This window comes from Citrobacter sp. LST-B2 (assembly GCF_057983045.1).
The window spans coordinates 3,033,568-3,059,196 of record NZ_CP192598.1; the positions used below are offsets into that span (position 1 = coordinate 3,033,568).

A 25,629-nucleotide genomic window follows, 5' to 3' on the forward strand; every position below is an offset into this window, starting at 1 on the left:
CTCAGGCCACACCCATTACCAGCCAGCGCGTCACAAGGAACAGCACCAGAGCCAGCGTTGAGGCAACCCACATCAGTCGAATCGTTTGGGAAATGTCATCTATGGAAATAGTGCGCTGCGCGTCGCCGATCCACGGTTTTTCAACGCGCTCGCCAAAGTAATCATTCGGGCCGCCCAGTCGAATGCCCAACGCACCGGCAACGGAAGCCTCCGCCCAGGCACAGTTCGGGCTGCTGTGGTTATAGCGATCCCGCCAGCCCACACAGAGCGCCCGGGCGCCGTCACGACGGCACAACACCGCTGCCGCGCTCAGCAGCAGCCAGCTCAGCCGTGCAGGAATGTAGTTCGCGACGTCGTCCAGGCGAGCACTGACCATGCCAATCGCCCGGTATTTTTCGTGTTTATAACCCACCATGGAATCCAGGGTGTTCACCGCTTTGTAGGCCATCGCCATCGGCGCGCCGCCAATTAAGAGGAAGAACAGCGGCGCGATAATGCCGTCAACCGTATTCTCCGCCACGGTTTCCACGACCGCCCGGTTGATCTGTTCTGGCTGAAGTTGCGATGTGTCGCGCCCCACAATCCACGAGAGCTTTTCGCGGCTTTGTGCAAGGTTACCTTCGCGCAGCGGGCGCTCAACCTCTTGCGCCGCCGTTGCCAGACAGCGCCCCGCCAGCACGGTGAAAATCATCCAGACTTCAACGACCCAACCGAGCCATGGATGAATCCACGCCGCCAGGTGTAACACGCCCCAGGCAACCGCCCACGTCAAGCCGACAACCACCAGCCACATCACCCCACCACCAATGCGTAACGCCCGGTCGCTGTGGCAGTAGCGGCGAATAATCCGCTGCACGGCAGTGATCAGATTGCCTATCCAGCGCACCGGATGCGGCCAGTCTGGTGGGTCGCCAATCACGACATCGAGAAGCCAGGCCACACACCATGCCAGTAGCGTCATAACGCCTCCCGCGCGGCATTCAGCCAGTGATTAAGCATTAATGGACGCTGAGCAAAGTGAACGTGCAGGTAGCTGGCGAAGGTGTTGCCCGTTCGCCAGCCACCGGACCACGCCTGCACCGTCTGACCGTCACGGACTTTACGGCAAGCCAGCACAGCGGGGGTTTCAGGGGAAAAATCGGAGTAATGGAATTCATGACCGCGCAGCACATCGCCTTCCGCGGCCAGCAGCGTGGGCTGCAAAGCCTGCGCTTCACAATAGCCAAAGCGGGTTAGCCGTTTACCCATTTTGCTGCGACCGGGAAGGATATCGGCCATGCGATGCTCAACCCCGTCGGCATCTTCCAGCAGGCTGCCGAGGTACATCAATCCGCCGCATTCGGCATAAATGGCGACACCGCGCTGATGCGCCTCGCGCAGGCTTGTCAGCATAGTAGTATTGGCCGCCAGCGCGGACGCGTGCAGTTCCGGATAACCGCCGCCCAGCCAGACCATTTGACAATCGGGTAATTCGCGATCGTGGAGCGGGCTGAAGCGCACAATGTTGACGCCGGTACGCGCCAGCAGCGCCACGTTATCGGGATAATAAAAATTAAAGGCCTCATCATCAGCCATCGCCAGCGTCAGTCCTTCTCCGGCGTTGGGCGCAGGACGTTCAGGCCATTCGCCTGGCGGCAATGCCTGAAGGTGGCTTAACGCCAGCAACCGATCGATATCCAGTGTACTTTCCAGCCGGGCGGCGAAATCCTGCCACGATTGTTGATTGACGACGGACTCACGCGCGGTCACCAATCCCAGATGCCGTTCGGGTAGCGCGACGCCGTCAACGCGCGGGACGTAACCCAGCACCGGCACAGCGCAGTAGTGCTCGATAGCGGTTTTCAGCAACTGGAAATGGGACTCACTGTTGACGCGGTTAACGATGACGCCGGCAATGTTCAGCGTCGGGTCGAAATGCTGGAAGCCCATCACCGTGGCGGCAATGGAAGTAGAAACGGCTTTCCCGTCAACCAGCAGAATGACCGGACAGCCCAACTGCTTGGCCATCGCGGCGGTACTGCAATAATCAGGATCTGTACCGTAACCGTCGTACAGCCCCATCACCCCTTCGATCACTGCAATATCTGCATCCTGCATCTGTTCGCGGAACAGCGCATTAAGCACCGGCTCGGGGAGCATAAAACTGTCGAGGTTGCGGGAGGCGGTACCGCTGATGGCCGTATGCCAGGCGGTGTCAAGGTAATCAGGGCCGACTTTGCAGGGCTGGACGCGTAAACCACGTTGTTTCATCACGTTCAGCAAGCCCAGCGTCACTGTGGTTTTACCACAGCCGCTACCGGTACCTGCCAGAACAAACGCGTACTGCTTTGCCGCCATGACCCTGATCCTGTTCAGGGTGGTAGGGATGTACCGACACCCAGTCTTCCGACTGTACGCATCTGAGCAACCCACTTCCCACCGAAGTTGTTGGTAGTATCCGACAGGCTGGTCTTCTGGCTTAGCGTCGTCCTCGCCCGTCCTTCCCAATCTTGCGATCAGTGGTCTTCACGGGGTTGTCAGCATCACAGCAGCGGGGGCTGCGGGGGATTTTCACCCCCTTCCCAGACACAAATGTGTCAAACCTGTCGGCTTAAATGATGAACAGAATGAATTCTCCTCATCACAACAATACTTTTCGTTACTTATTCGTTACGCATTTTTTATCAACAAAAAACGCCGCAATAAAACGATTCTGAATGAAATGTCGTGCAAGAGAATAATGAAACCTCTTAACAATGACACTGTATCTCATCACAGAAATAAAAACTGGTGAAGTTTATTCCGTAAAGAGCGATATTTTATTGCGCTATGACAATTTATTGCTGTACTAAAAACACTTAACCATTATAAATGACCGGATTACGCGGGAATATCAAAAATCGGCAATAGCAAAATATTGCTATTTATGCCGATTCAGCAGGCAAGTTTTCATTTATTTTTTGCCGATAGGCCTGCGGCGTAACCTGATAAGTCTGACGGAACACTTTGCAAAAATAGCTGGTTTGCGAAAAACCTAAATTGCGGGCAATACTGGCAATGCTCCAGTCACTGTGACAAAGCAGCTCTCTGGCACTGGCCATGCGCTGTTGATTGACCCACGCGTTAAAACCAATGCCCTGATATTTTTTGAACAGTTTGCTGAAGTAGTATGGACTCAGATATACGTGCGAGGCCACATCTTCAAGGCGAAGATCGTCTGACAAGTGGGCATCAATATAGCGTAACGCTTTTTTCATTTTGCTGTCATGAGGGCTGGCGGCGCGGGTCGGGCGTGAAGGCTCAGCAGGTTGCGTGCTGTCTTTGATCACCACGAAATTGAGTTGCTTCTTGAGGCAGTTTTCAACAATGAGTTTGAGCAGATCCGCCGAGGCCATCACGCGAGAATAGTCCATTTCCGGGACATTACTGAACTCATTGAGCAGTTCAGGATCGGCCTGCCAGCGATCGTCAACCTTCATGATATCGAGCAGATCGGCACCATCATCGTTACGTAAACGCACCTGGCCGCACAGAACGAATCCAACAAGATGGCCTGCGATCACGAGAGGAATAGAGAAATCGGTAAGCCCGGCATGGCAGCGATAGATACAGGGTTGATCCGATTTTGACGCTTCCAGTCCCCCACAGCGATCGCTCATACGACACCGGGTACTGTGTTGCGGATGCTGACGCATCAGTTGGCAAAAAGGTGTGAAATTAAACAGCTCAGAAATCTCATCACCGTGAATATTGACAACCACAACAGCCAGGCTGGTCGCTTGCGCAAAATCCTGTGCGATTTTATTAATGAGTTCTGAGTTCAGGGTGCTCGCAGAAATCATGATAAAATCCCTCAGTTAATCCATTGTTATAATGAAAACATAAATTTTACATTTACTTCTTATCATCCCCATCCTTGTATGTAAATGACAGAAAGTACAAGGGACAATAACAAAAGTCTCCCTGGGTGGGGAGACTTTTTAGTCAGTTCGTGAAAGCAGATCACGAAAAAGAAATTAAAGACGTGATATTAGCCACGCCAGCCAAAATTACGCGTCCGTCTCTTCGATTTTACACGTATTACAGGGCAAATTTTTACCGATAAGGTACTTATAGATAGCCGCGCCCGCACACGCACCAATCAATGGCGCAATAATCGGCACAATAAAGTACGGAATATCGCGTCCACCAGTCATCGCAATATCTCCCCAACCTGCCATCCAGGCGAACAGCTTAGGACCAAAATCACGCGCCGGGTTCATGGCAAAGCCGGTTAACGGGCCTGTGGATGCCCCAATCACCGCCACCAGAATACCGATCAGCAGTGGCGCCAGTGCCCCTTTAGGCACACCGTTACCATCGTCGGTCAGCGCCATAATCAGCCCCATCAGGATTGAGGTGATGACGATTTCGACCCCTGCCGCCTGCCACACGCTTAGCGCAGCCGCCGGATAGGTACTGAAAATACTGGCCAGATAGAGGCTATCGACACTGCCGCGAACCATGTTGTGGGCAGTTTCATACTCGGTGAATAAATTGCCGTAAAGCAGATAAGCCAGCACCGCACCGCCAAACGCTCCCGCGACCTGCGCGATGATGTAAGGCAGAACTTTGCGTCCCGGGAAGCAGGCAAACAGCCAGAGTGCGACTGTGATGGCCGGGTTCAGATGCGCTCCGGAAATTCCCGCCGTCAGATAAACCGCAAGCGAAATACCCAGACCCCAAATAATACAAATTTCCCAGAGACCCAGACTGGCGCCTGCGACTTTCAGTGCGCTAAGGCAGCCGATACCAAAAAACAAAAACAATCCGGTACCCAAAAACTCGGCAATGCATTGCGCTTTCAGTGAATCATTCATTGTGACACCTTCTTAGAAGCGTTCGTGTCCTTACCAGCGGACCCTTGCTGGTCGTAGAGTACAACGGCACTACTATAGGAAGAGGCCGCTGAAAATTGTTGGCAAACTGCGCATTCTCAGACCTGGAAAAATCGTGTTGTTATAGCAATTTCTTGCCATCTATTTATTCAAAGGCAGCGTGTAGAGTGCCTGAATGTAATTAACCAGGACGATTCGTGATAGCAAAAATTGGTTATTTGAAGATTTTCCTTTTCCAATCAATGTCACAAATTGGATTTTCCGCATAGCAAATTAAATTAACCATGTCACCCTCAAAAATGTAAATATGGAATAGCAAAAGCCAAAATATCACATTAATAAAAAATAACAAAAACAATAAAAACAAATAGATAAAATAAAACATAGCAAGTTTGTCACATTCACAGCCCACTAATTTTTCACCCAGACTTTCAAGTCAGCCATTCTTTTTCCTCGCTTCTTTTTATAGTCATGAATATCGGGACAACCCAGGCGAGGTCTTTATGCAACAAGAAGCATTAGGAATGGTAGAAACCAAAGGCTTAACTGCAGCCATAGAGGCCGCAGATGCAATGGTGAAGTCAGCCAATGTCATGTTGGTCGGCTACGAAAAAATTGGCTCAGGGCTGGTAACCGTCATCGTTCGCGGTGATGTCGGTGCCGTAAAAGCGGCGACCGATGCTGGTGCTGCTGCTGCGCGCAACGTGGGAGAAGTGAAAGCCGTACACGTGATTCCACGCCCTCATACCGATGTTGAAAAAATCTTACCGAAGGGAATTAACCCATGAGCAGCAATGAACTGGTTGAACAGATCATGGCGCAGGTCATTGCCCGTGTGGCAACGCCTGATCAAGCGGGTATCCCTGATAAAACCCATCCAAAACGAGAGACGGCTATGGCAGAGAAGAGCTGCAGTTTAACGGAATTTGTTGGCACCGCGATTGGCGACACCGTAGGTCTGGTGATTGCAAACGTAGACAGTGCCCTGTTGGAAGCAATGAAGCTTGAGAAGCGCTATCGCTCCATTGGCATCCTGGGCGCGCGTACCGGCGCGGGTCCGCACATTATGGCGGCAGACGAAGCGGTCAAAGCCACCAATACCGAAGTGGTAAGCATTGAACTCCCTCGCGATACCAAAGGCGGCGCGGGTCACGGTTCTCTCATCATTATCGGCGGTAACGACGTTTCCGACGTTAAGCGCGGAATTGAAGTGGCGCTGAAAGAACTCGATCGCACCTTTGGTGATGTGTATGGCAACGAAGCCGGACATATCGAACTGCAGTACACCGCTCGCGCCAGTTACGCGCTGGAAAAAGCGTTTGGTGCGCCGGTTGGCCGTGCCTGCGGCGTGATTGTGGGTGCTCCGGCTTCCGTCGGCGTGTTAATGGCAGATACCGCCCTGAAAGCCGCGAACGTTGAAGTTGTGGCCTACAGCTCTCCGGCACATGGCACCAGCTTCAGTAACGAAGCGATCCTGGTGATCTCCGGCGATTCTGGCGCAGTGCGTCAGGCGGTTATCTCAGCGCGAGAAATCGGTAAAACCGTTCTTGCGACCCTCGGTGCTGAACCGAAAAACGATCGCCCGTCCTATATCTGAACTCCGTGAGGCTCATTCATGAGATCGAAAAGATTTGAAGCACTGGCGAAACGCCCTGTCAATCAGGACGGATTCGTTAAGGAGTGGATCGAAGAAGGCTTCATTGCGATGGAAAGCCCGAACGATCCCAAGCCGTCGATTAAAATCGTTAACGGCGCCGTCACCGAACTCGATGGCAAATCGGTCAGCCAGTTTGACCTGATTGACCACTTCATTGCCCGTTACGGCATCAACCTGGCGCGCGCAGAAGAAGTGATGGCGATGGACTCCGTTAAACTCGCTAACATGCTGTGCGATCCTAACGTAAAACGTCGCGACATTGTGCCACTGACCACGGCGATGACCCCGGCAAAAATTGTCGAAGTGGTTTCGCACATGAACGTGGTTGAGATGATGATGGCGATGCAAAAGATGCGCGCGCGTCGCACGCCATCCCAACAGGCGCACGTCACCAACGTCAAAGATAACCCGGTACAGATTGCGGCCGACGCCGCAGAAGGCGCATGGCGCGGATTTGACGAGCAAGAGACCACAGTAGCCGTGGCGCGTTATGCTCCGTTCAACGCCATTGCACTGCTCGTCGGTTCCCAGGTGGGCCGCCCCGGCGTGTTAACCCAGTGTTCACTGGAAGAGGCAACCGAACTGAAGCTCGGTATGCTGGGACACACCTGCTACGCCGAAACCATTTCCGTCTACGGTACCGAACCGGTCTTTACTGACGGCGACGACACGCCGTGGTCAAAAGGTTTCCTCGCCTCTTCTTACGCTTCGCGTGGGTTGAAAATGCGCTTCACTTCCGGTTCAGGTTCTGAAGTACAGATGGGTTATGCCGAGGGCAAATCCATGCTGTATCTCGAAGCGCGCTGCATTTACATCACCAAAGCGGCAGGCGTACAGGGTCTGCAAAACGGCTCCGTAAGCTGCATCGGCGTTCCGTCCGCAGTGCCATCAGGAATTCGTGCGGTACTGGCAGAAAACCTGATCTGTTCCTCGCTGGATCTGGAATGCGCCTCCAGTAACGACCAGACCTTTACCCACTCCGATATGCGTCGTACCGCGCGTCTGCTGATGCAGTTCCTGCCGGGGACAGACTTTATCTCTTCCGGTTATTCCGCCGTGCCGAACTACGACAACATGTTCGCGGGCTCCAACGAAGATGCGGAAGACTTTGATGACTACAACGTTATCCAGCGCGACCTGAAAGTGGACGGTGGTCTGCGTCCGGTACGTGAAGAAGACGTTATCGCCATTCGTAACAAAGCAGCGCGCGCTCTGCAGGCGGTTTTCGCTGGCATGGGGCTGCCGCCCATTACGGATGAAGAAGTTGAAGCCGCAACCTACGCCCACGGTTCGAAAGATATGCCTGAACGTAACATCGTTGAGGACATCAAGTTTGCGCAGGAAATCATCAATAAGAACCGCAACGGTCTGGAAGTGGTGAAAGCGCTGGCTCAGGGCGGCTTTACCGATGTCGCGCAGGACATGCTCAACATCCAGAAGGCCAAGTTAACCGGGGACTATCTGCATACCTCCGCCATCATCGTCGGCGATGGACAAGTGCTCTCTGCCGTCAATGACGTCAACGATTATGCCGGTCCGGCAACAGGTTATCGCCTGCAAGGCGAACGCTGGGAAGAAATTAAAAACATCCCTGGCGCACTTGATCCCAACGAGCTTGGCTAAGGGGTGAACAATGGAAATTAATGAAAAATTGCTGCGCCAGATTATCGAAGACGTGCTGTCCGAAATGCAGACCAGCGATAAGCCCGTCTCATTTCGTGCACCGGGAACGTCAACCGCGCCTGCTGCACCGGCCGGTGACAGTTTCCTGACGGAAATTGGCGAGGCGAAACAGGGCACGCAACAGGACGAAGTGATTATTGCGGTCGGCCCGGCGTTTGGTCTCTCTCAGACCGTTAACATCGTCGGTCTACCGCATAAAAACATTCTGCGCGAAGTGATTGCCGGGATTGAAGAGGAAGGTATTAAAGCGCGTGTAATTCGCTGCTTTAAATCATCCGACGTGGCCTTCGTTGCCGTTGAGGGTAACCGTCTGAGTGGTTCCGGCATCTCTATCGGCATCCAGTCAAAAGGCACGACGGTCATCCATCAACAGGGACTGCCGCCGCTGTCCAACCTGGAGCTGTTCCCGCAGGCTCCGCTGCTGACGCTGGAAACCTATCGCCAGATTGGGAAAAACGCCGCGCGTTATGCCAAGCGTGAATCACCGCAGCCGGTCCCGACGCTGAACGACCAGATGGCGCGCCCGAAATATCAGGCTAAATCCGCCATCTTGCACATTAAAGAGACGAAGTACGTCGTGACGGGCAAAAACCCGCAGGAACTGCGCGTGGCGCTTTAATAAGGATCCCTTTATGAATACCGATGCAATTGAATCGATGGTTCGGGATGTGTTGAGCCGCATGAACAGCCTGCAGGGCGACACATCTGCCCCGGCAGCGGCTTCGGGCACTACGACCCAGACCGCCAAAGTGACTGACTATCCGCTCGCCAGTAAGCACCCTGAGTGGGTTAAAACGGCCACCAACAAAACGCTGGATGAGTTCACCCTCGAAAACGTTCTGAGCAACAAAGTGACCGCACAGGATATGCGTATCACACCGGAAACGCTGCGCATTCAGGCGGCTATTGCCAAAGATGCCGGACGTGACCGCCTGGCGATGAACTTTGAGCGCGCCGCAGAACTGACGGCGGTGCCGGACGATCGCATTCTCGAGATCTATAACGCCCTGCGTCCTTATCGTTCAACGAAAGAAGAACTGCTCGCGATCGCGGACGATCTTGAAAACCGCTATCAGGCCAAAATCTGCGCCGCGTTTGTTCGTGAAGCGGCGGTGTTGTACGTCGAGCGTAAGAAGCTGAAAGGCGACGACTAAGGAAAGGTCATGAGATATATAGCTGGCATTGATATCGGCAACTCATCCACAGAAGTCGCGCTGGCGACGTTGGATGACACTGGCGCGCTCACCATTACCGGTAGCGCGCTGGCAGAAACCACCGGGATAAAAGGCACATTGCGTAATGTGTTTGGGATTCAGGAGGCGCTCACGCTTGCGGCTAACCGTGCAGGCATCAATGTCAGCGATATCTGGCTTATCCGTATCAACGAAGCCACCCCGGTGATTGGTGATGTCGCGATGGAAACCATCACGGAAACCATCATCACCGAATCCACCATGATCGGTCATAACCCGAAAACACCGGGCGGCGTCGGTCTGGGTGTGGGGATCACTATCACGCCGGAAGAGTTACTCACCCGACCGGCGGATACCCCGTTAATTCTGGTGGTGTCATCTGCTTTCGATTTCGCTGATGTCGCCACCATGATTAACGCCTCTGTCCGTGCCGGTTACCAGTTAACCGGTGTCATTTTGCAACAGGACGATGGCGTTCTGGTCAGTAACCGACTGGAAAAACCCCTGCCCATCGTTGACGAAGTGCTGTACATCGACCGTATCCCGCTCGGAATGCTGGCCGCCATTGAGGTCGCCGTGCCCGGTAAAGTCATCGAAACGCTGTCAAATCCTTATGGCATCGCGACGGTGTTTAATCTCAATGCGGACGAGACCAAAAACATTGTCCCGATGGCGCGAGCGCTGATTGGCAACCGTTCCGCCGTGGTGGTGAAAACCCCGTCAGGCGATGTTAAAGCACGTGCCATTCCTGCCGGAAACATTGAACTGCAGTCCCAAGGGCGCACGCTACGCGTTGATGTCGCTGCAGGCGCCGATGCCATTATGAAAGCAGTTGGCGAATGCCCGAAACTGGACAACGTTACCGGTGAAGCGGGCACCAATATTGGCGGTATGCTGGAACACGTTCGCCAGACAATGGCTGAACTGACCAATAAGCCAAGCAACGAAATTTTTATCCAGGATTTACTGGCCGTAGATACCTCCGTTCCGGTCAGTGTCACCGGTGGACTGGCCGGTGAGTTTTCTCTTGAGCAGGCTGTCGGTATCGCCTCGATGGTGAAATCAGACCGTCTGCAGATGGCAATGATCGCCAGCGAAATCAAAGAAAAGCTGAACGTGGATGTACAGGTTGGCGGTGCAGAAGCCGAAGCGGCAATTCTGGGCGCGCTCACCACGCCAGGTACCACGCGTCCGCTGGCGATTCTGGACTTAGGTGCGGGCTCGACCGACGCCTCCATTATCAATCCCAAAGGCGAAATTATCGCCACCCACCTCGCCGGGGCTGGCGACATGGTTACCATGATCATCGCCCGGGAGCTGGGACTTGATGACCGCTATCTGGCGGAAGAGATCAAAAAGTATCCGTTAGCCAAAGTCGAAAGCCTTTTCCATCTGCGCCACGAAGACGGTAGCGTTCAATTCTTCCCGACGCCACTTCCCCCTGCGGTGTTTGCCCGCGTCTGTGTGGTCAAGCCGGATGAACTGGTGCCCCTGCCCGGCGATCTCGCGCTGGAGAAAGTTCGCGCCATTCGCCGCAGCGCCAAAGAGCGCGTGTTTGTCACCAACGCCCTGCGCGCACTGCGACAGGTTAGCCCGACGGGCAATATCCGCGATATTCCGTTTGTCGTTCTGGTCGGTGGCTCCTCGCTGGACTTTGAAGTGCCGCAACTGGTGACGGACGCCCTGGCGCATTATCGCCTGGTGGCCGGACGCGGAAACATTCGCGGCACCGAAGGCCCGCGAAACGCGGTTGCGACGGGGCTCATCCTCTCCTGGCATAAGGAGTTTGCCCATGGACAGTAGCGTCACCACGCCTGCCATTGTGATTTCGACTATCGGCGACTGCCTTTCAGTCTGGAAAGAGGTGCTGCTCGGCATTGAAGAAGAAGGCATTCCGTTTGTGATTCAAAACCAGGCGGCGGGAGAAGTCGTTCAGAGCGCATGGCAGGCGGCCCGCCAGTCTCCGCTGCTGGTCGGCATCGCCTGCAATGAAGAAACCCTGGTCGTGCACTACAAGAATTTACCCACTTCAGCGCCGCTTTTTACGCTGACGTATCGCCAAAACAGCCTTGACCGGCGAAGTACTGGAAACAACGCGGCAAGGTTAGTCAAAGGGATCCCCTTCCGGGATCTCAATGCTTAATCCACAGGAGAATTGCAGTATGAATAACGCACTGGGTCTGGTTGAAACAAAAGGGTTGGTCGGCGCGATTGAAGCCGCAGATGCCATGGTGAAATCCGCCAACGTGCAACTGGTCGGTTACGAAAAAATCGGCTCCGGCCTGGTGACCGTCATGGTTCGCGGTGACGTCGGCGCCGTTAAAGCCGCCGTTGATGCAGGCTGCGCGGCAGCAAGCGTCGTGGGTGAGGTGAAATCCAGCCACGTTATCCCGCGTCCGCACAGCGACGTTGAGGCTATTTTACCGAAATCGGCCTGAGCATTATCGAAAAGGAGCACAGCGTGAAGCAATCACTGGGATTACTCGAAGTTAGTGGTCTGGCATTAGCCATCTGTTGCGCAGATGCCATGGCGAAAGCGGCTTCCATCACGCTGGTTGGCCTTGAAAAAACCAACGGTTCAGGCTGGACGGTGATCAAGATCACCGGTGATGTGGCATCAGTACAGTCTGCCATTATCACCGGTGCTCATCTCGCTGAACAGCAAGATGGCCTGGTCGCGCATAAAGTGATCGCCAGACCTGGCGAGGGCATTCTTTCTCGCGCGATGGCTGCCACTCCGGCACCTGTGCCTGCACCCGCAACGGTGTCTGCACCGGAATCCGTGCCAGCCCCCATCGAAGAACCTGAAACTGAAGTCGTTGTAGAAGAGTCAGCACCGGAAGCGGCGCCTGAAGACGGGATCATCAGCTGCAATTTGTGTCTGGACCCGGCCTGTAAGCGCCAGAAAGGCGAACCCCGGTCGCTCTGCCTGCATTCAGGTAAACGAGGTTAAGCGTAATGGATAAGCAACTTCTGGAAACGACGGTCAGCAAAGTGCTGAATGAATTACGGGATCGCCCCATTCCACTGGGCGTTTCCAACCGTCATATCCACCTTAACGCTGAGGATTATGCCCGTCTATTTCCGGGACATCCTATTAGTGAGAAAAAAGGGCTTCTACAACCGGGACAGTATGCGGCTGAGCAAACCGTCACGTTAGTGGGACCCAAAGGTCAACTGAAAAATGTCCGCCTGCTGGGGCCGCTGCGTAGCACCAGCCAGGTGGAGATTTCGCGCACGGATGCCAGAACGCTGGGCATCGCCGCGCCGTTGCGGATGTCCGGAAATCTCAAAGGTACGCCGGGTATTCGCCTCGTGAGTCCCTTTGGCGAACTCGAACTCACCTCCGGGGTGATCGTCGCCCAGCGCCACATTCATATGTCGCCGCTGGATGCGCTGATCCTGCGCGTTGCTCACGGCGATAGCGTCAGTGTCGCCATTGAGGGCACCGATCGTCGGCTGATCTTCGATAACGTTGCGGTACGCGTTTCCCCCGACATGCGTCTGGAGATGCATATTGATACGGACGAGGCCAATGCCGCCGGGGCAGATGATCCCAATGCTTTCGTCACACTGGTGACTGAGCGATGAACGGCGATCTGTTGCAGCGAATCGTCGAGGAGGTGGTCTCCCGCCTGCAACGTCGTGCGCAAAGCACCGTCACGCTGAGCGTCGCGCAACTGCGGGAAACTCCGTCCCGCGCCCTGTTTTCTCAGTATGCCTCTGTGCATATTTTACAGGTCGATCTGCCCCTGCTGGAGCAGATCGCCAACAACGATTCGTCACATGCCGCCGCCGTCATGATCCATGAGGCGCTGGCATTTGGCCTGCGGGTGCAACTCTCAGTGCAACGTCGGTTACTGCCCGCCGTGCCGGTAAAAAAACTGGCCCGACTGCCGCTGATTCTCTGTGACGAACAGGGGCAGCCTATCATGCTGCACCCCACCCGACTGTTAAGTTATGCCGATGTTGCCCCGTTACCTGCAGGGTTGCTGGTGCTGCATCGCAAATGTGTTGTTACCGCGCTGGCTCGCGAGACCGCGAGCTCGCGCCACATCCAATTGATGAAGCAGGAGTGAACCATGCATCTGGCACGTGTTACAGGCGCGGTGGTATCCACGCAAAAATCGCCCTCGTTGGTCGGAAAAAAACTTCTGCTGGTACGCCGCGTGAGTGCCGACGGCGAATTGCCGACGAACCCAACGGCAGGCGATGAAGTCGCCGTTGACTCCGTCGGCGCAGGCGTTGGCGAACTGGTGCTCCTGAGTAGTGGCTCCAGCGCCAGACATGTTTTTTCCGGGCCGAATGAGGCCATCGATCTGGCCGTTGTCGGCATTGTCGACACGCTTTCTCGGTAAGGGGGTGTTATGGCGATTTATACCCGCACAGGTGATGCAGGCACAACCGCGCTCTTTACCGGACAGCGCGTCAGTAAAACGCACCCCCGCGTGGAAGCGTATGGCACGCTCGATGAGCTTAACGCCGCGCTGAGCCTGTGCGTCTGCGCCACCCATAGCGCGCAGCATCGCGCGCTACTGGAGGCCATTCAGCTACAAATTTTCTGGTTCAGCGCTGAACTTGCCAGCGAAAGCGAGCAGCCGTCTGCGGATCAGCGCTATATCAGCTCTGAGGAAATTGCCGCACTGGAAGCGGCTATCGACACCGCGATGGAACGCGTTGCCCCCTTGCACAGTTTCATTTTGCCTGGCCGTTGCGAAGCCGCAAGCCGCCTGCATTTTGCCCGCACTCTGGCGCGCCGGGCCGAACGCCGTCTGGTGGAACTCGCGGCCGAGGTCACCGTCAGGCATGTGCTGATGCGCTATATCAACCGCCTGTCAGACTGCTTGTATGCACTGGCGCGCGCGGAAGATCACGACGCCCATCAGGACACCATTATCCGGGAAGTGACGAAGCGCTATCTGGCAGCGGGTCACGCCCCTGTCAAAAAGGAATCTACGATGTCGCTCTCCTTTGGCGATCTTCACCAGTTAACACGCGCCGCCGTCGAGCGAGCGCAAGTCTTAAACGTCCCGGTGGTCATCAGCATTGTTGATGCTAACGGCACCGAAGCCGTCATCTGGCGGATGCCGGATGCCCTGCTGGTCAGCAGTGAACTGGCGCCGAAAAAAGCCTGGACCGCGGTGGCGATGAAAACCGCGACGCACGAACTTGCGTCAGTAGTTCAGCCCGGCGCGCCGCTATATGGGCTGGAAAGTCATATGCAGGGAAAAGTCGTCACTTTTGGCGGCGGCTACGCGCTATGGCGTGATGGATTGCTTATTGGGGGTCTTGGTATCAGCGGTGGAAGCGTTGAACAGGACATGGACATTGCACAGGCTGCCATTGCGGCAATAAACGTGAGAACACATCAATGAATACGACCGAACTGGAAACCCTCATCCGCACTATTTTGAGCGAGCAACTGGCTCCCGCAAAAACTGAAATCAAAGGGAACGGCATCTTTCAGTCTGTTGGTGAAGCTGTCGATGCTGCCCACCAGGCGTTCTTGCGTTATCAGCAATCACCATTAAAAACGCGCAGCGCCATTATTAGCGCTATCCGGGAAGAGCTGGCGCCACAACTGGCTACGCTGGCGGCAGAGAGCGCTGCAGAAACCGGAATGGGTAACAAAGAGGACAAATTCCTCAAAAACAAAGCGGCGCTGGACAATACGCCGGGTATTGAAGATTTGACCACCACGGCACTCACCGGCGACGGCGGCATGGTGCTGTTTGAGTATTCGCCGTTCGGCGTGATTGGTTCCGTTGCGCCCAGCACTAACCCGACAGAAACCATTATTAACAACAGCATCAGCATGCTGGCGGCGGGCAACAGCGTCTATTTCAGCCCGCATCCGGGTGCGAAGGCCGTGTCACTGAAACTTATCGCCATGATTGAAGATATTGCGTTTCGTCGCTGCGGCATTCGCAATCTGGTGGTGACCGTTGCCGAACCGACGTTTGAAGCCACCCAGCAGATGATGGCGCACCCGAAAATTGCCGTGCTGGCGATTACCGGCGGTCCGGGCATTGTGGCAATGGGTATGAAGAGCGGAAAAAAAGTGATTGGTGCAGGCGCGGGGAATCCTCCTTGCATCGTCGATGAGACGGCCGATCTGGTGAAAGCGGCGGAAGATATTATCAACGGCGCGTCGTTTGACTACAACCTGCCGTGCATCGCGGAAAAAAGCCTGATAGTGGTGGAATCCGTCGCTGAACAACTGATTCAGCAGATGCAAAGTTTCGGCGCGCTGTTGTTGAGTCCAGCCGAGACAGAGAAGCTGCGTGCAACCTGTCTGCCAGAGGGGGTAGCCAATAAAAAACTGGTGGGTAAAAGCCCTTGCGCTATGCTTGAAGCCGCCGGTATTCCGCTCCCGGCAAAAGCGCCGCGCCTGCTGATTGGCGTCGTCAGCGCCGACGACAGTTGGGTAACCAGCGAGCAGTTAATGCCGATGCTGCCCGTGGTGAAGGTGAAAGATTTTGACGCCGCGTTGTCGCTGGCGCTGAAAGTGGAAGAAGGATTACACCACACCGCCATTATGCATTCGCAGAATGTCTCTCGCCTGAACCTTGCGGCGCGAACGCTGCAGACCTCCATTTTCGTTAAAAACGGCCCCTCCTATGCGGGGATTGGCGTCGGCGGCGAAGGGTTTACCACCTTCACCATCGCCACGCCGACGGGTGAAGGGACAACATCGGCACGCACGTTTGCCCGCTCCCGTCGCTGTGTGCTGACTAACGGTTTCTCAATCCGCTAATGAGGTTGTGATGAATACTTTTTCACTACAAACCCGTTTGTACAGCGGCCCTGGAAGCCTGAAAGTGCTTGGCCGCTTTACGAACAAGCACATCTGGATTATCTGCGATGGTTTTCTCGCCCGTTCGCCGCTGATTGATACGCTTCGCGAGGCGATACCGGCAGATAACCGGATCAGCATCTTCAGTGAGATTACGCCCGACCCCACTATCGGAACCGTCGTTCAGGGGATTGCACAAATGCAGTCCCTGCGCCCCGACGTGGTGATTGGTTTCGGCGGCGGCTCCGCGCTGGATGCCGCGAAAGCCATTGTCTGGTTCAGTCGTCAATTTGATATTGATATTGAAACCTGTGTGGCGATCCCAACCACCAGCGGAACCGGATCGGAAGTGACCAGCGCCTGCGTGATAAGCGATCCGGAGAAAGGCATTAAATATCCGCTGTTCAATAACGCGCTCTACCCGGACATGGCGATCCTTGATCCGATGCTGGTCGTCAGCGTCCCACCCGCCATTACCGCCAATACCGGAATGGATGTGTTGACGCACGCGCTGGAAGCCTATGTGTCCACGCGCGCCAGTGACTTTACCGACGCACTCGCGGAAAAAGCCGCTCAGATAGTCTTTCAGTATCTGCCTGTCGCGGTTCGTAAAGGCGACTGCCTCGCTACACGCGGCAAAATGCACAACGCCTCTACGCTGGCAGGGATGGCCTTCAGCCAGGCTGGACTGGGACTGAACCACGCCATCGCCCACCAGTTAGGCGGTCAGTTCCATTTACCGCACGGTCTGGCGAATGCCCTGCTGCTGGCGTCGGTGATCCGCTTCAACGCGCACGATCCGCGAGCGGCTAAACGTTACGCCCGGTTCGCGAAGGCCTGTCATTTATGTACTGACAGCGCCAATGAAACGGCGAGCGTGAACGCGCTGGTGCAGCACATCGAGCAACTGAAAAAAGCGTGTGCTATCCCAACCCTTGCCGTGGCGCTTAAAGAACAGAAACAGAACTGGTCAGCGCGCATTCCGGCAATGGTTCAAGCCGCGCTGGCAGACGTGACGCTGAAAACCAACCCCAGAGCGGCGGATGTCGGGGCCATTCAGGAACTGCTTGAGGAATTGTTATGAATACCGCCCTGAATGATAAACCAGACGTCCTGGATGCGCCGACTCTCGTTGAACGCGTTCGTGCGGCAGGCATTGTGGGGGCTGGTGGTGCCGGTTTTCCGACGTATGTCAAACTCCAGGCTCAGGTGGAAATTTTCCTCGTCAATGCAGCCGAATGCGAGCCGATGCTGAAAGTCGATCAGCAACTCATGGCGCAGCAGGCAGCGCGTCTGATTCGCGGCGTACAGTATGCAATGAAGGCCACCGGCGCCTGCGAAGGGATCATCGCCCTGAAAGAGAAGTACCAGCCAGCGATTACCGCCCTGACGCCGCTTTTACCTCCGGCGATCAGACTGCACATTCTGCCTGATGTTTATCCGGCAGGCGATGAAGTACTGACCATCTGGATGGCGACGGGTCGCCGCGTTCCCCCCGCTGCGCTGCCGGTCAGCGTGGGCGTGGTGGTCAATAACGTACAAACCGTACTGAATATCGCCCGCGCGGTCGAACAGCACTATCCGGTGACGCGCCGCACGCTCACTATCAACGGCGCCGTTGCTCGTCCACAGACCGTGACCGTCCCCATCGGTATGTCCTTACGCGACGTGCTGGAGATGGCTGGCGGCGCGACCATCGACGATCCCGGGTTTATCAACGGCGGACCGATGATGGGAAGCCTGGTGACGTCACTGGACGCGCCGGTCACGAAAACCACCGGCGGACTGCTGGTTTTGCCGAAAACACATCCACTGATTCAGCGACGTATGCAGGATGAGCGCACCGTACTGTCGGTGGCGAGAACAGTCTGTGAACAGTGTCGCCTGTGTACCGATCTCTGCCCGAGGCATCTCATCGGTCACGAGCTCTCTCCGCATCTGCTGGTGCGCGCAGTTAATTTCCATCAGGCCGCCACGCCACAGCTGTTGCTCAGCGCCCTCACCTGTTCTGAATGTAACGTCTGTGAAAGTGTGGCCTGCCCGGTAGGTATTTCACCTATGCGGATTAACCGGATGCTGAAGCGCGAGCTACGTGCACAGAATCAGCGCTACGAGGGGCCGCTCAACCCGGCCGATGAGATGGCGAAATACCGTCTGGTGCCGGTAAAACGACTCATCGCCAAACTGGGGCTGACACCGTGGTATCGGGAAGCGCCATTAATCGACAGCGAGCCCGTTGTTGAGAGAACGACGCTGCTGTTGCGCCAGCACATCGGCGCCAGCGCGGTGCCCTGCGTTCAGAAAGGCGAGCGTGTCGCGCGTGGTCAGTGCGTCGCTGAAATTCCGCAAGGTGCGCTCGGCGCGCCTGTTCACGCCAGTATTGACGGCATTGTCTGTGAGGTAACAGATCAGGCCATCATCGTTGTAAGAGGTTAACCATGTCTCAGGCCATAGGTATTTTAGAACTCACCAGCATTGCCAAAGGGATGGAAGCAGGCGATGCCATGCTGAAAAGCGCCAATGTGGATCTGCTGGTCAGCAAAACCATTTGTCCGGGTAAGTTTTTGCTCATGCTGGGCGGCGACGTCGGCGCAGTACAACAGGCGATCGAGACCGGAAATGCGCTCGCTGGCGAGATGTTGGTCGACAGTCTGGTGTTACCCAATATTCATGCCAGCGTGCTTCCCGCGATTAGCGGACTGAACAGCGTGGACAAACGTCAGGCGGTGGGGATTGTTGAAACCTGGAGCGTAGCAGCCTGTATCAGCGCGGCTGACCGGGCGGTGAAGGCGTCCAACGTTACGCTCGTGCGCGTTCATATGGCGTTCGGTATCGGAGGTAAATGCTACATGGTGGTCGCGGGTGATGTCTCCGATGTCAACAACGCGGTCGCGGTTGCCAGTGAGAGCGCGGGTGAAAAAGGCCTGCTGGTTTATCGTTCAGTGATCCCTCGCCCGCACGAAGCGATGTGGCGTCAGATGGTGGAGGGATGATGGAAAGGCAACCGACCACGGATCGCATGATCCAGGAGTACGTACCCGGCAAACAGGTCACGCTGGCGCATCTGATTGCGAATCCCGGCAAAGACCTGTTCAAGAAGCTGGGGTTGCAGGACAGCGTCTCGGCGATTGGCATTCTCACCATCACGCCAAGTGAAGCATCCATTATTGCCTGCGATATCGCGACGAAATCCGGCGCAGTCGAGATCGGCTTTCTTGACCGCTTCACGGGTGCGGTGGTGTTAACCGGCGACGTCTCGGCGGTGGAATACGCCCTCAAACAGGTTACGCGCACGCTCGGCGAAATGATGCGCTTTACAACCTGTTCCATCACGCGGACATAGCGTAATGCAGCGCATGATGTTAATTGGCCCCAGCCAGTGCGGTAAGACCTCGCTGACGCAGTGTCTGCGCGGCGAGGCTCTCGCGTATCAGAAAACGCAGGCGATTGTCTGGTCTGCCGAAACCATCGACACGCCTGGCGAATATCTGGAAAACCGCTGTCTTTACAGCGCGCTGCTGGCGAGTGCCTGCGAGGCGGATGTCATTGCGCTTGTGCTCAACAGCGATGCGCAGTGGTCACCTTTTTCCCCCGGTTTTACGGCACCAATGAACAGACCGGCGTTCGGCGTTGTGACCAAATCAGATTTAGCGGACCCGCAGAAAATTGCGCAGGTCACAGGTTGGCTGGAACAGGCTGGCGCAGAACGTGTGTTCGTGACCAGCGCCGTCAACCATTCCGGACTCGATGAACTGTTTGCCTTTCTGAACCAAAAGGAATCTTCATGTCTCACAAAATAATGGCGATCAACGCGGGCAGCTCGTCCCTTAAATTTCAGTTACTGGACATGCCGCAGGGTGATTTGCTGTGTCAGGGGCTGATTGAACGTATCGGCCTGCCGGATGCCCGGATCACCCTGAAAGCGCAGGATCAAAAATGGCAGCAGACCACCCCGGTTGCCGACCATCGCGAGGCGGTGACCCTGCTTCTCGAAATGCTGATCAGCCACGGCATTATTACCAGCCTGCAGGACATCGAGGGGGTCGGCCATCGTGTGGCGCATGGCGGGGAATCGTTTAAAGATTCTGCGCGCGTGACCGATGAATCACTGGCGGAAATTGAACGCCTTGCCGAACTGGCGCCCTTGCACAACCCGGTTAACCTGCTCGGCATCAACGTGTTTCGCCAGTTGCTGCCCAACGTGCCTTCGGTTGCCGTGTTTGATACCGCGTTTCATCAAACGCTGGAAGAGCCAGCCTATATCTATCCGCTTCCGTGGCGGTATTACGCAGAGTTTGGCATCCGTCGCTACGGTTTTCATGGAACCAGCCATAAGTACGTCAGCGCGACGCTCGCCGAAAAACTTGGCGTCCCGCTTAGCGCGCTGCGGGTCGTGTGTTGCCATCTGGGCAATGGCAGCAGTATTTGCGCGATTAAAGGCGGTAAGTCGGTTAATACTTCGATGGGCTTCACCCCACAGTCCGGCGTGATGATGGGTACCCGCAGCGGGGATATCGACCCGTCCATCTTGCCATGGGTTGCGCAACGTGAAGGCAAAACGCCACAGCAACTTAACCACCTGTTGAACAATGAATCCGGGCTGCTTGGCGTTTCAGGCGTCTCGCATGATTATCGTGACGTTGAGCAGGCTGCTGACGGCGGAAATCCCCGCGCCGCGCTCGCCCTGTCACTGTTTGCAGAGCGTATTCGCGCCACGATTGGCAGCTATATCATGCAAATGGGTGGTCTGGATGCGCTGGTGTTTACCGGAGGTATCGGGGAAAACTCAGCGCGCGCCAGAGCGGCAATCTGCCAGAATCTGCACTTCCTGGGTCTGATTGTAGACGAAGAAAAGAATCAGCGTAATGCGACCTTTATTCAGGCGGAAAACGCCATGGTTAAAGTGGCGGTCATCAACACCAACGAAGAGCTGATGATAGCCCAGGATGTGATGCGGATTGCTCTCGCAGAATCAGAAAGTATCGCCGTGTCGGCCTGAGTTCGCGCCGCGCAAATTGCGGCAAATCATGGTAATAGCGCAATCGCCATGACACTATGCGCCGAGGATTACAGATCAGAAAGGTGATAACGTGGCTGTTGCGCAGTGCCCCGCGTCGTGCGGTGAACTTATTCAGGGCTGGATAATGGGCAGCGAGAAACTGATCTCCTGTCCGGTTGACTGGTACAGCACCGTCGAGGTCAGCACCGGTTCCCCTCTGGCGGATGAGCGCCCTCTTTCGCGGGCGATGGTCAACCGACTTCTTGAACACTGGGACTACCCTGCTCACCTGAGTCAGGATATCCGTGTTTCGATCCATTCAACTATCCCGATTGCCAAAGGCATGGCCAGCAGTACGGCGGATATTGCCGCAACCGCTGTCGCCACCGCGCAGCATCTGGGCCATCAGCTGGATGAGTCCACCCTCGCGCAACTATGCGTCTCGCTGGAACCGACGGACAGCACCGTTTTTCAGCAACTGACGCTGTTTGACCACAACGACGCATCGACGCAAATCCCCTGCGATGCTCAACCGGCGCTGGATCTTCTCGTACTGGAGAGTCCGCAAACTTTACGCACCGCGGATTATCATCGCATTCCCCGGCAGGCAGGTTTACATGCGGGCGCACCGGCGCTGAAGCGGGCATGGGAAAAAGTACAGGAAGCCTGTGCGCAGCAAAATCCTTATCGTATGGGAGAAGCGGCGACGCTGAGCGCTATTGCCAGCCAGATGCTGTTGCCAAAACCAGATTTCGACGCGCTATTGTCGCTGGTTGAAGAGTGTGGTTTATACGGCGTGAACGTGGCGCACAGCGGCAGCGTCGTCGGACTGATGCTCGACAGACAGCGACACGATGTTGATTACGTTAAGTGGTTACTGGCAAGGAACAGACTGACTGAGCACTGGCCGGAACAGCATTTATTGCGAATGGTCAGCGGTGGCGTAAAACGACAGTGAGGATCGCCTGACGGATCCTCACTGCTGGCAAAACGTTACTCCGCTTTCGCGTCGCCGTTTTTCATTTCACCCATCGCCTTCAGCTTTTTAGAGATGTCGCGACGTTCTTTGGAGATCTCTGCATTTTTGATGATGTAGTCATCAACGCGATCTTCATAGTCGCTTTTCATGCTGGCGATGATGCCCTGAATAGCTTCAACACTCATCCCCGGCTTGATGTAATCGCTCAGGTTGTCCAGCAGCAGAACACGTTTCTGGTTGTCACGGATCTTTTTCTCAACGTCCTGGATTTCACGCTGCAGTTTGTTTTTACGACGGAACAGACGGACAAATTCCAGCACGTCCTGGAAAGATGGCTTGGTAGTTTCCATTTTTACACCCCTGATAATGTGAGAGTCGGATTCGTTTAAACGATAGGGCTAACATTACTTTTCGCAGCCGCAAATGACAATGGCTTCATTCTGGTTTCCATCATACCCTTATTCCTTGCTGAATCGAAGCAGCCAGGGCAGCATTCCCCTTACCTGCTTTTTATTTGCGCAGTGCGCGACAGATAAGATGCGACAGCAGCTCCAGTTGACGGGCGGTTTCCAGGCTTAGCCAGACATAGCCATGAATCGGCGTTTCAGCCACATGATGTTCATCGTGCTGACGGATCAGCGTGCGCAATTCGTTAACGGTCTCGTTCAGTTTTTCGCTGTTGGCGAGAATCGGCTGCGGATTACCTTCGAACAAGGCATGGGCAATCGTCAACAGCGCCTGCTGGGTCATTTGCTGCGTTTCCCGCAGCGTATGGGCATTGAGCATGACGAAATGGCTTTCACGGGTCGCCCACAGGGCATTGATCTGCAATTCGAGCATGCAAACCAGATTACGATTGACGGTCTGAATGGCTTCAAAAATAGATTTCTGGATGCGCGTCTCTTTGCTCGCCGGCGTAATAAGTCCGCGCATTTTTACCACGTCACCTAATAGCTGTTGCAGATGTTTATCCAGACGGGGACGTTCTAACAGATTAGGCGACAGCGCGGCCTGATACACCCGGTTATAGGCCGTCACGCAGTGCGCCAGTTGGATGCGCCAGTGAATGAAGGCGCGCTGCGGCCAGATTCCGGTGAACAGCATGGCGAGGAGCGCCCCCAGAATGACATCGCCGCCGCGCCAGAGTGCGGTCTCCATATCGCCAGCGGGCGCACCCACGACGACAGCAAGCGTGATGCCAATCAAGAGCGCCTGATACGGTTTTTTTCCTAACGCGAGCCATCCACACAGGAACATAGCTGCCGCACACCAGAACAGCATCAGTGGCAATGAGAATAGTTCAAGACGCAACGCCACCAGACCCAGCACCGATCCGAGGATCGTACCACCAATCCGCTCCCAGGCACGGGGAACCACGTTTCCCCAGAACGAGATCGGCCCCATAATCACCACCAGCGTAATCAAGGGCCATGTCCCTTCCGGAATGTTAAATAAACGAACAAGCAAAAAAGTCAGGATGAAGGCCAGTGCAATGCGAATACCATGCACAATGCGGTAATGGCGATACAGGCGGATTTCAAATGGACTCAGTGACTTGTCGGCACGCACTCATGCACTCCATCAGGAAAAGCAAAAAATGATTGTACCTGTTTTTACGCGCAGAAGTTCACTGTGGCGGACAGGACATCTCGCTAAGCGTAGTCGCTCCGCGCCGGTCCGCCTGGTTTTAGACTTACTTCGTGGCTGGTTGCACCGCGATATACATCTCGATATCCCAGTAACCGTCTTCGCAACCGTTATTCAGATAGACTTCAAAGCAGGGTTTGCATGCCATTTCATATGCCTTGTCCTGCATCAGGCTATTGAAGAACTGATACCACGGCGTGGCAAAATCATTATTATCGACGCGTGCAACTGCCGTCGCATATTGACCGCCGTCGATTTCGCTGAGCGTCACGCCTTCGCTGTTTTCCGGGATGACAAAATCAGCAGGCACGGAAACGACTGTACTACAGCGCAGTTTTTCGGCGGGCACTTCATCCGGATTGTCGAAGTAAACGGCGATCCACTCCTGCGCTACAACCTGCTTGCCATCGACCCACATCATCAACTGGTCAAAGCCTTGTTTCACCGTTTGCTCCCACGGTCCCACCAGGTGGAAACCTGCAACGGTGCGCTTATCAGCGTTTCTGATCTCGTAATTCATGTTGCCTCCATCGTTACACTGTATTTATATACAGCATAACGAAGACTAAACCGCCGTCACAAGCACTTTGTGGTTATTATGTGAGCGGAACCGAACTCCTGCCAGTCTCTGTCAGTACGATTCAGACTTTGTGGTGGAAATAATCACTCAGACGGGAGAAGACGCCTCCCTTACCGACGGCTTCCAGCGTGACCAGAGGCCAGTGAGCGACCAGTTTGTCGCGGTCGTAGAGTTCGATTTCCCCGACCCGTTGATGGGCGGCAAGCGGCGCTTCCAGTTCCTTCTTATCCAGGATGTACTTCGCTTTGATGTGCGGGATTTCCGCCTTTGGCAGCGCCATCCAGAAATCGTGTTCGGTACCTAACGCGATTTTCTCTTTATCACCGTACCAGATACGCTCCGTTCCGACCTGCTTACCTCTACGCAGGATCTGCACCGTGTCGAAATTTTGTTGTCCCCAGTGCAGCAGTTTACGTGCCTGCTCCTCACGCCCTTTTGGGCTATTCGCGCCCATCACCACGGCAATCAGTCGGCGCTGACCGTCCACCGCAGAAGCAATCAAATTGAACCCCGCGCCTGAGGTGTGCCCGGTTTTCAGGCCATCAACGTTCATGGTTTTATCCCACAGCAGTCCGTTACGGTTTTGCTGGGTAATACCGTTCCAGGTGAGGCTTTTCTCACTGTACATGTGATAAAACGTCGGCTCACCATGAATGATTGCCCGGGACAACACCGCCAGATCGTAAGCTGAACTGTGCTGACCAGGGGCATCCAGTCCGTGCACCGTCTCAAAATGGGTGTCCCGCAAATTGAGCTTCTTGACGTAATTGTTCATCATCGCGACAAACTGCGGTTGCCCACCAGCGATGTAATCTGCCAGCGCTACGCAGGCGTCGTTACCGGAATCAACAATCAACCCACGGCTTAAATCGCGCACGGACACCCGGTCCCCTTCTTTGAGGAACATCAATGAGGATCCGGCGAACACCGGGTTGTCCTTCGCCCACGCGTCGCGTCCCACGGTGACAATGTCGTCCGGGGTAATGCGCTGGCTGTCAATGGCGCGGTCAACCACGTAACCGGTCATCAGCTTGGTCAGGCTGGCAGGATTGCGCTGTTGATGTTCATTACCCGCCGTGAGAATTTGCCCCGTGGTGTAATCCATAAGCACCCATGAACCGGCTTCAATGCCAGGTGGCGGTGGCGCAAAGTCAGCCGTACCGGCAGCAAGTGCAGAAGAGAGATGCATCGCGAGTAAAGAAGCGGTAATAAACAGACGGGGTTTCAACAGCATGTCCT

General features: G+C 55.2%; 29 protein-coding genes and 1 riboswitch. Of the genes, 21 read left to right on the forward strand and 8 right to left on the reverse strand.

Features of this window, described 5'->3' with window-relative positions; all coding sequences use genetic code 11:
* Position 1 precedes the first annotated feature (1 nt).
* The 4 genes from cbiB to pduF form a co-directional block, all read right to left on the reverse strand.
* A complete protein-coding gene (gene cbiB, locus ACQ0PY_RS14740) occupies positions 2–961 on the reverse strand; it encodes an adenosylcobinamide-phosphate synthase CbiB (protein ID WP_109740350.1) in 960 nt (319 codons plus the stop codon).
* On the reverse strand, positions 958–2,337 hold the full coding sequence (locus ACQ0PY_RS14745; RefSeq protein WP_043000241.1) for a cobyrinic acid a,c-diamide synthase CobB: 1,380 nt from the start codon (positions 2,335–2,337) through the stop codon (positions 958–960). The genes cbiB and ACQ0PY_RS14745 overlap by 4 nt, the downstream gene beginning before the upstream one ends.
* A gap of 89 nt (positions 2,338–2,426) precedes the next feature.
* A riboswitch (cobalamin riboswitch) is annotated at positions 2,427–2,601 on the reverse strand.
* Between the two features lie 302 nt (positions 2,602–2,903).
* Complete coding sequence (pocR, locus tag ACQ0PY_RS14750; RefSeq protein ID WP_043000240.1) at positions 2,904–3,821, reverse strand: transcriptional regulator PocR; 918 nt, start codon at positions 3,819–3,821, stop codon at positions 2,904–2,906.
* A 207-nt stretch (positions 3,822–4,028) separates the two neighbouring features.
* Positions 4,029–4,838, reverse strand: a complete 810-nt coding sequence (pduF, locus tag ACQ0PY_RS14755; protein WP_043000239.1) for a propanediol diffusion facilitator PduF — start codon at positions 4,836–4,838, stop codon at positions 4,029–4,031.
* 521 nt (positions 4,839–5,359) lie between these two features.
* Here pduF and pduA point away from each other — a divergent pair.
* The 21 genes from pduA to ACQ0PY_RS14860 all read left to right on the forward strand — a co-directional run bounded on the left by pduA (position 5,360) and on the right by ACQ0PY_RS14860 (position 22,142).
* Positions 5,360–5,644, forward strand: a complete 285-nt coding sequence (gene pduA, locus ACQ0PY_RS14760; protein ID WP_012906330.1) for a propanediol utilization microcompartment protein PduA — start codon at positions 5,360–5,362, stop codon at positions 5,642–5,644.
* Positions 5,641–6,453, forward strand: a complete 813-nt coding sequence (pduB, locus tag ACQ0PY_RS14765) for a propanediol utilization microcompartment protein PduB (RefSeq protein WP_043000238.1) — start codon at positions 5,641–5,643, stop codon at positions 6,451–6,453. Before pduA ends, pduB begins: the two co-directional genes overlap by 4 nt.
* Before the next feature lie 18 nt (positions 6,454–6,471).
* On the forward strand, positions 6,472–8,136 hold the full coding sequence (pduC, locus tag ACQ0PY_RS14770) for a propanediol dehydratase large subunit PduC (RefSeq protein ID WP_042318193.1): 1,665 nt from the start codon (positions 6,472–6,474) through the stop codon (positions 8,134–8,136).
* A 10-nt stretch (positions 8,137–8,146) separates the two neighbouring features.
* The gene (gene pduD / locus ACQ0PY_RS14775) at positions 8,147–8,815 is read left to right on the forward strand and encodes a propanediol dehydratase medium subunit PduD (protein WP_043000237.1); all 669 of its coding nucleotides are present in this window, start codon (positions 8,147–8,149) and stop codon (positions 8,813–8,815) included.
* Between the two features lie 13 nt (positions 8,816–8,828).
* On the forward strand, positions 8,829–9,350 hold the full coding sequence (gene pduE / locus ACQ0PY_RS14780) for a propanediol dehydratase small subunit PduE (RefSeq protein WP_043000236.1): 522 nt from the start codon (positions 8,829–8,831) through the stop codon (positions 9,348–9,350).
* A gap of 9 nt (positions 9,351–9,359) precedes the next feature.
* Positions 9,360–11,192 (forward strand): diol dehydratase reactivase subunit alpha, encoded by a 1,833-nt coding sequence (locus ACQ0PY_RS14785; RefSeq protein ID WP_446894152.1) that lies wholly within the window; start codon positions 9,360–9,362, stop codon positions 11,190–11,192.
* Complete coding sequence (locus tag ACQ0PY_RS14790; RefSeq protein WP_043000234.1) at positions 11,182–11,532, forward strand: glycerol dehydratase reactivase beta/small subunit family protein; 351 nt, start codon at positions 11,182–11,184, stop codon at positions 11,530–11,532. Before ACQ0PY_RS14785 ends, ACQ0PY_RS14790 begins: the two co-directional genes overlap by 11 nt.
* A 19-nt stretch (positions 11,533–11,551) precedes the next feature.
* Positions 11,552–11,827 (forward strand): propanediol utilization microcompartment protein PduJ, encoded by a 276-nt coding sequence (gene pduJ / locus ACQ0PY_RS14795; RefSeq protein ID WP_042318188.1) that lies wholly within the window; start codon positions 11,552–11,554, stop codon positions 11,825–11,827.
* Positions 11,828–11,850: 23 nt separating this feature from the next.
* Positions 11,851–12,342, forward strand: a complete 492-nt coding sequence (locus ACQ0PY_RS14800; protein WP_044257567.1) for a BMC domain-containing protein — start codon at positions 11,851–11,853, stop codon at positions 12,340–12,342.
* Between the two features lie 5 nt (positions 12,343–12,347).
* Positions 12,348–12,980 (forward strand): phosphate propanoyltransferase, encoded by a 633-nt coding sequence (locus ACQ0PY_RS14805; protein WP_043000232.1) that lies wholly within the window; start codon positions 12,348–12,350, stop codon positions 12,978–12,980.
* Positions 12,977–13,468 carry a microcompartment protein PduM gene (gene pduM / locus ACQ0PY_RS14810; RefSeq protein ID WP_044327502.1) on the forward strand — a complete coding sequence of 164 codons (492 nt, stop codon included), beginning with the start codon at positions 12,977–12,979 and terminating at the stop codon, positions 13,466–13,468. Before ACQ0PY_RS14805 ends, pduM begins: the two co-directional genes overlap by 4 nt.
* Positions 13,469–13,471: 3 nt before the next feature.
* Positions 13,472–13,747, forward strand: coding sequence for a propanediol utilization microcompartment protein PduN (pduN, locus tag ACQ0PY_RS14815; RefSeq protein ID WP_109740351.1), 276 nt, complete (start codon positions 13,472–13,474; stop codon positions 13,745–13,747).
* A gap of 9 nt (positions 13,748–13,756) precedes the next feature.
* A complete protein-coding gene (pduO, locus tag ACQ0PY_RS14820) occupies positions 13,757–14,764 on the forward strand; it encodes a two-domain cob(I)yrinic acid a,c-diamide adenosyltransferase PduO (protein WP_109740352.1) in 1,008 nt (335 codons plus the stop codon).
* Complete coding sequence (gene pduP / locus ACQ0PY_RS14825; RefSeq protein WP_044267059.1) at positions 14,761–16,146, forward strand: CoA-acylating propionaldehyde dehydrogenase PduP; 1,386 nt, start codon at positions 14,761–14,763, stop codon at positions 16,144–16,146. Before pduO ends, pduP begins: the two co-directional genes overlap by 4 nt.
* 10 nt (positions 16,147–16,156) lie before the next feature.
* A complete protein-coding gene (locus ACQ0PY_RS14830) occupies positions 16,157–17,269 on the forward strand; it encodes a 1-propanol dehydrogenase PduQ (protein WP_109740353.1) in 1,113 nt (370 codons plus the stop codon).
* Positions 17,266–18,621: a 4Fe-4S dicluster domain-containing protein gene (locus ACQ0PY_RS14835; RefSeq protein WP_044267056.1), complete on the forward strand. Its 1,356-nt coding sequence runs from the start codon at positions 17,266–17,268 to the stop codon at positions 18,619–18,621. Before ACQ0PY_RS14830 ends, ACQ0PY_RS14835 begins: the two co-directional genes overlap by 4 nt.
* Before the next feature lie 2 nt (positions 18,622–18,623).
* Positions 18,624–19,178: a propanediol utilization microcompartment protein PduT gene (gene pduT / locus ACQ0PY_RS14840; RefSeq protein WP_043000226.1), complete on the forward strand. Its 555-nt coding sequence runs from the start codon at positions 18,624–18,626 to the stop codon at positions 19,176–19,178.
* On the forward strand, positions 19,178–19,528 hold the full coding sequence (gene pduU / locus ACQ0PY_RS14845; RefSeq protein WP_042318179.1) for a propanediol utilization microcompartment protein PduU: 351 nt from the start codon (positions 19,178–19,180) through the stop codon (positions 19,526–19,528). Before pduT ends, pduU begins: the two co-directional genes overlap by 1 nt.
* 4 nt (positions 19,529–19,532) lie before the next feature.
* Positions 19,533–19,985 carry a EutP/PduV family microcompartment system protein gene (gene pduV, locus ACQ0PY_RS14850; RefSeq protein ID WP_044257562.1) on the forward strand — a complete coding sequence of 151 codons (453 nt, stop codon included), beginning with the start codon at positions 19,533–19,535 and terminating at the stop codon, positions 19,983–19,985.
* Positions 19,970–21,184, forward strand: coding sequence for an acetate/propionate family kinase (locus ACQ0PY_RS14855; protein ID WP_044257561.1), 1,215 nt, complete (start codon positions 19,970–19,972; stop codon positions 21,182–21,184). The genes pduV and ACQ0PY_RS14855 overlap by 16 nt, the downstream gene beginning before the upstream one ends.
* A 91-nt stretch (positions 21,185–21,275) precedes the next feature.
* Positions 21,276–22,142: a GHMP family kinase ATP-binding protein gene (locus tag ACQ0PY_RS14860; RefSeq protein ID WP_109740354.1), complete on the forward strand. Its 867-nt coding sequence runs from the start codon at positions 21,276–21,278 to the stop codon at positions 22,140–22,142.
* A 35-nt stretch (positions 22,143–22,177) separates the two neighbouring features.
* Here ACQ0PY_RS14860 and ACQ0PY_RS14865 read toward each other — a convergent pair whose 3' ends face one another.
* The 4 genes from ACQ0PY_RS14865 to dacD all read right to left on the reverse strand — a co-directional run bounded on the left by ACQ0PY_RS14865 (position 22,178) and on the right by dacD (position 25,624).
* The gene (locus ACQ0PY_RS14865; protein WP_042318175.1) at positions 22,178–22,513 is read right to left on the reverse strand and encodes a DUF496 family protein; all 336 of its coding nucleotides are present in this window, start codon (positions 22,511–22,513) and stop codon (positions 22,178–22,180) included.
* A gap of 160 nt (positions 22,514–22,673) precedes the next feature.
* Positions 22,674–23,732 (reverse strand): FUSC family protein, encoded by a 1,059-nt coding sequence (locus ACQ0PY_RS14870; RefSeq protein WP_109740355.1) that lies wholly within the window; start codon positions 23,730–23,732, stop codon positions 22,674–22,676.
* Positions 23,733–23,856: 124 nt separating this feature from the next.
* Positions 23,857–24,330: a DNA gyrase inhibitor SbmC gene (gene sbmC / locus ACQ0PY_RS14875; RefSeq protein WP_043000221.1), complete on the reverse strand. Its 474-nt coding sequence runs from the start codon at positions 24,328–24,330 to the stop codon at positions 23,857–23,859.
* Positions 24,331–24,451: 121 nt separating this feature from the next.
* Positions 24,452–25,624 carry a serine-type D-Ala-D-Ala carboxypeptidase DacD gene (gene dacD, locus ACQ0PY_RS14880; RefSeq protein ID WP_109740356.1) on the reverse strand — a complete coding sequence of 391 codons (1,173 nt, stop codon included), beginning with the start codon at positions 25,622–25,624 and terminating at the stop codon, positions 24,452–24,454.
* Positions 25,625–25,629 lie beyond the last annotated feature (5 nt).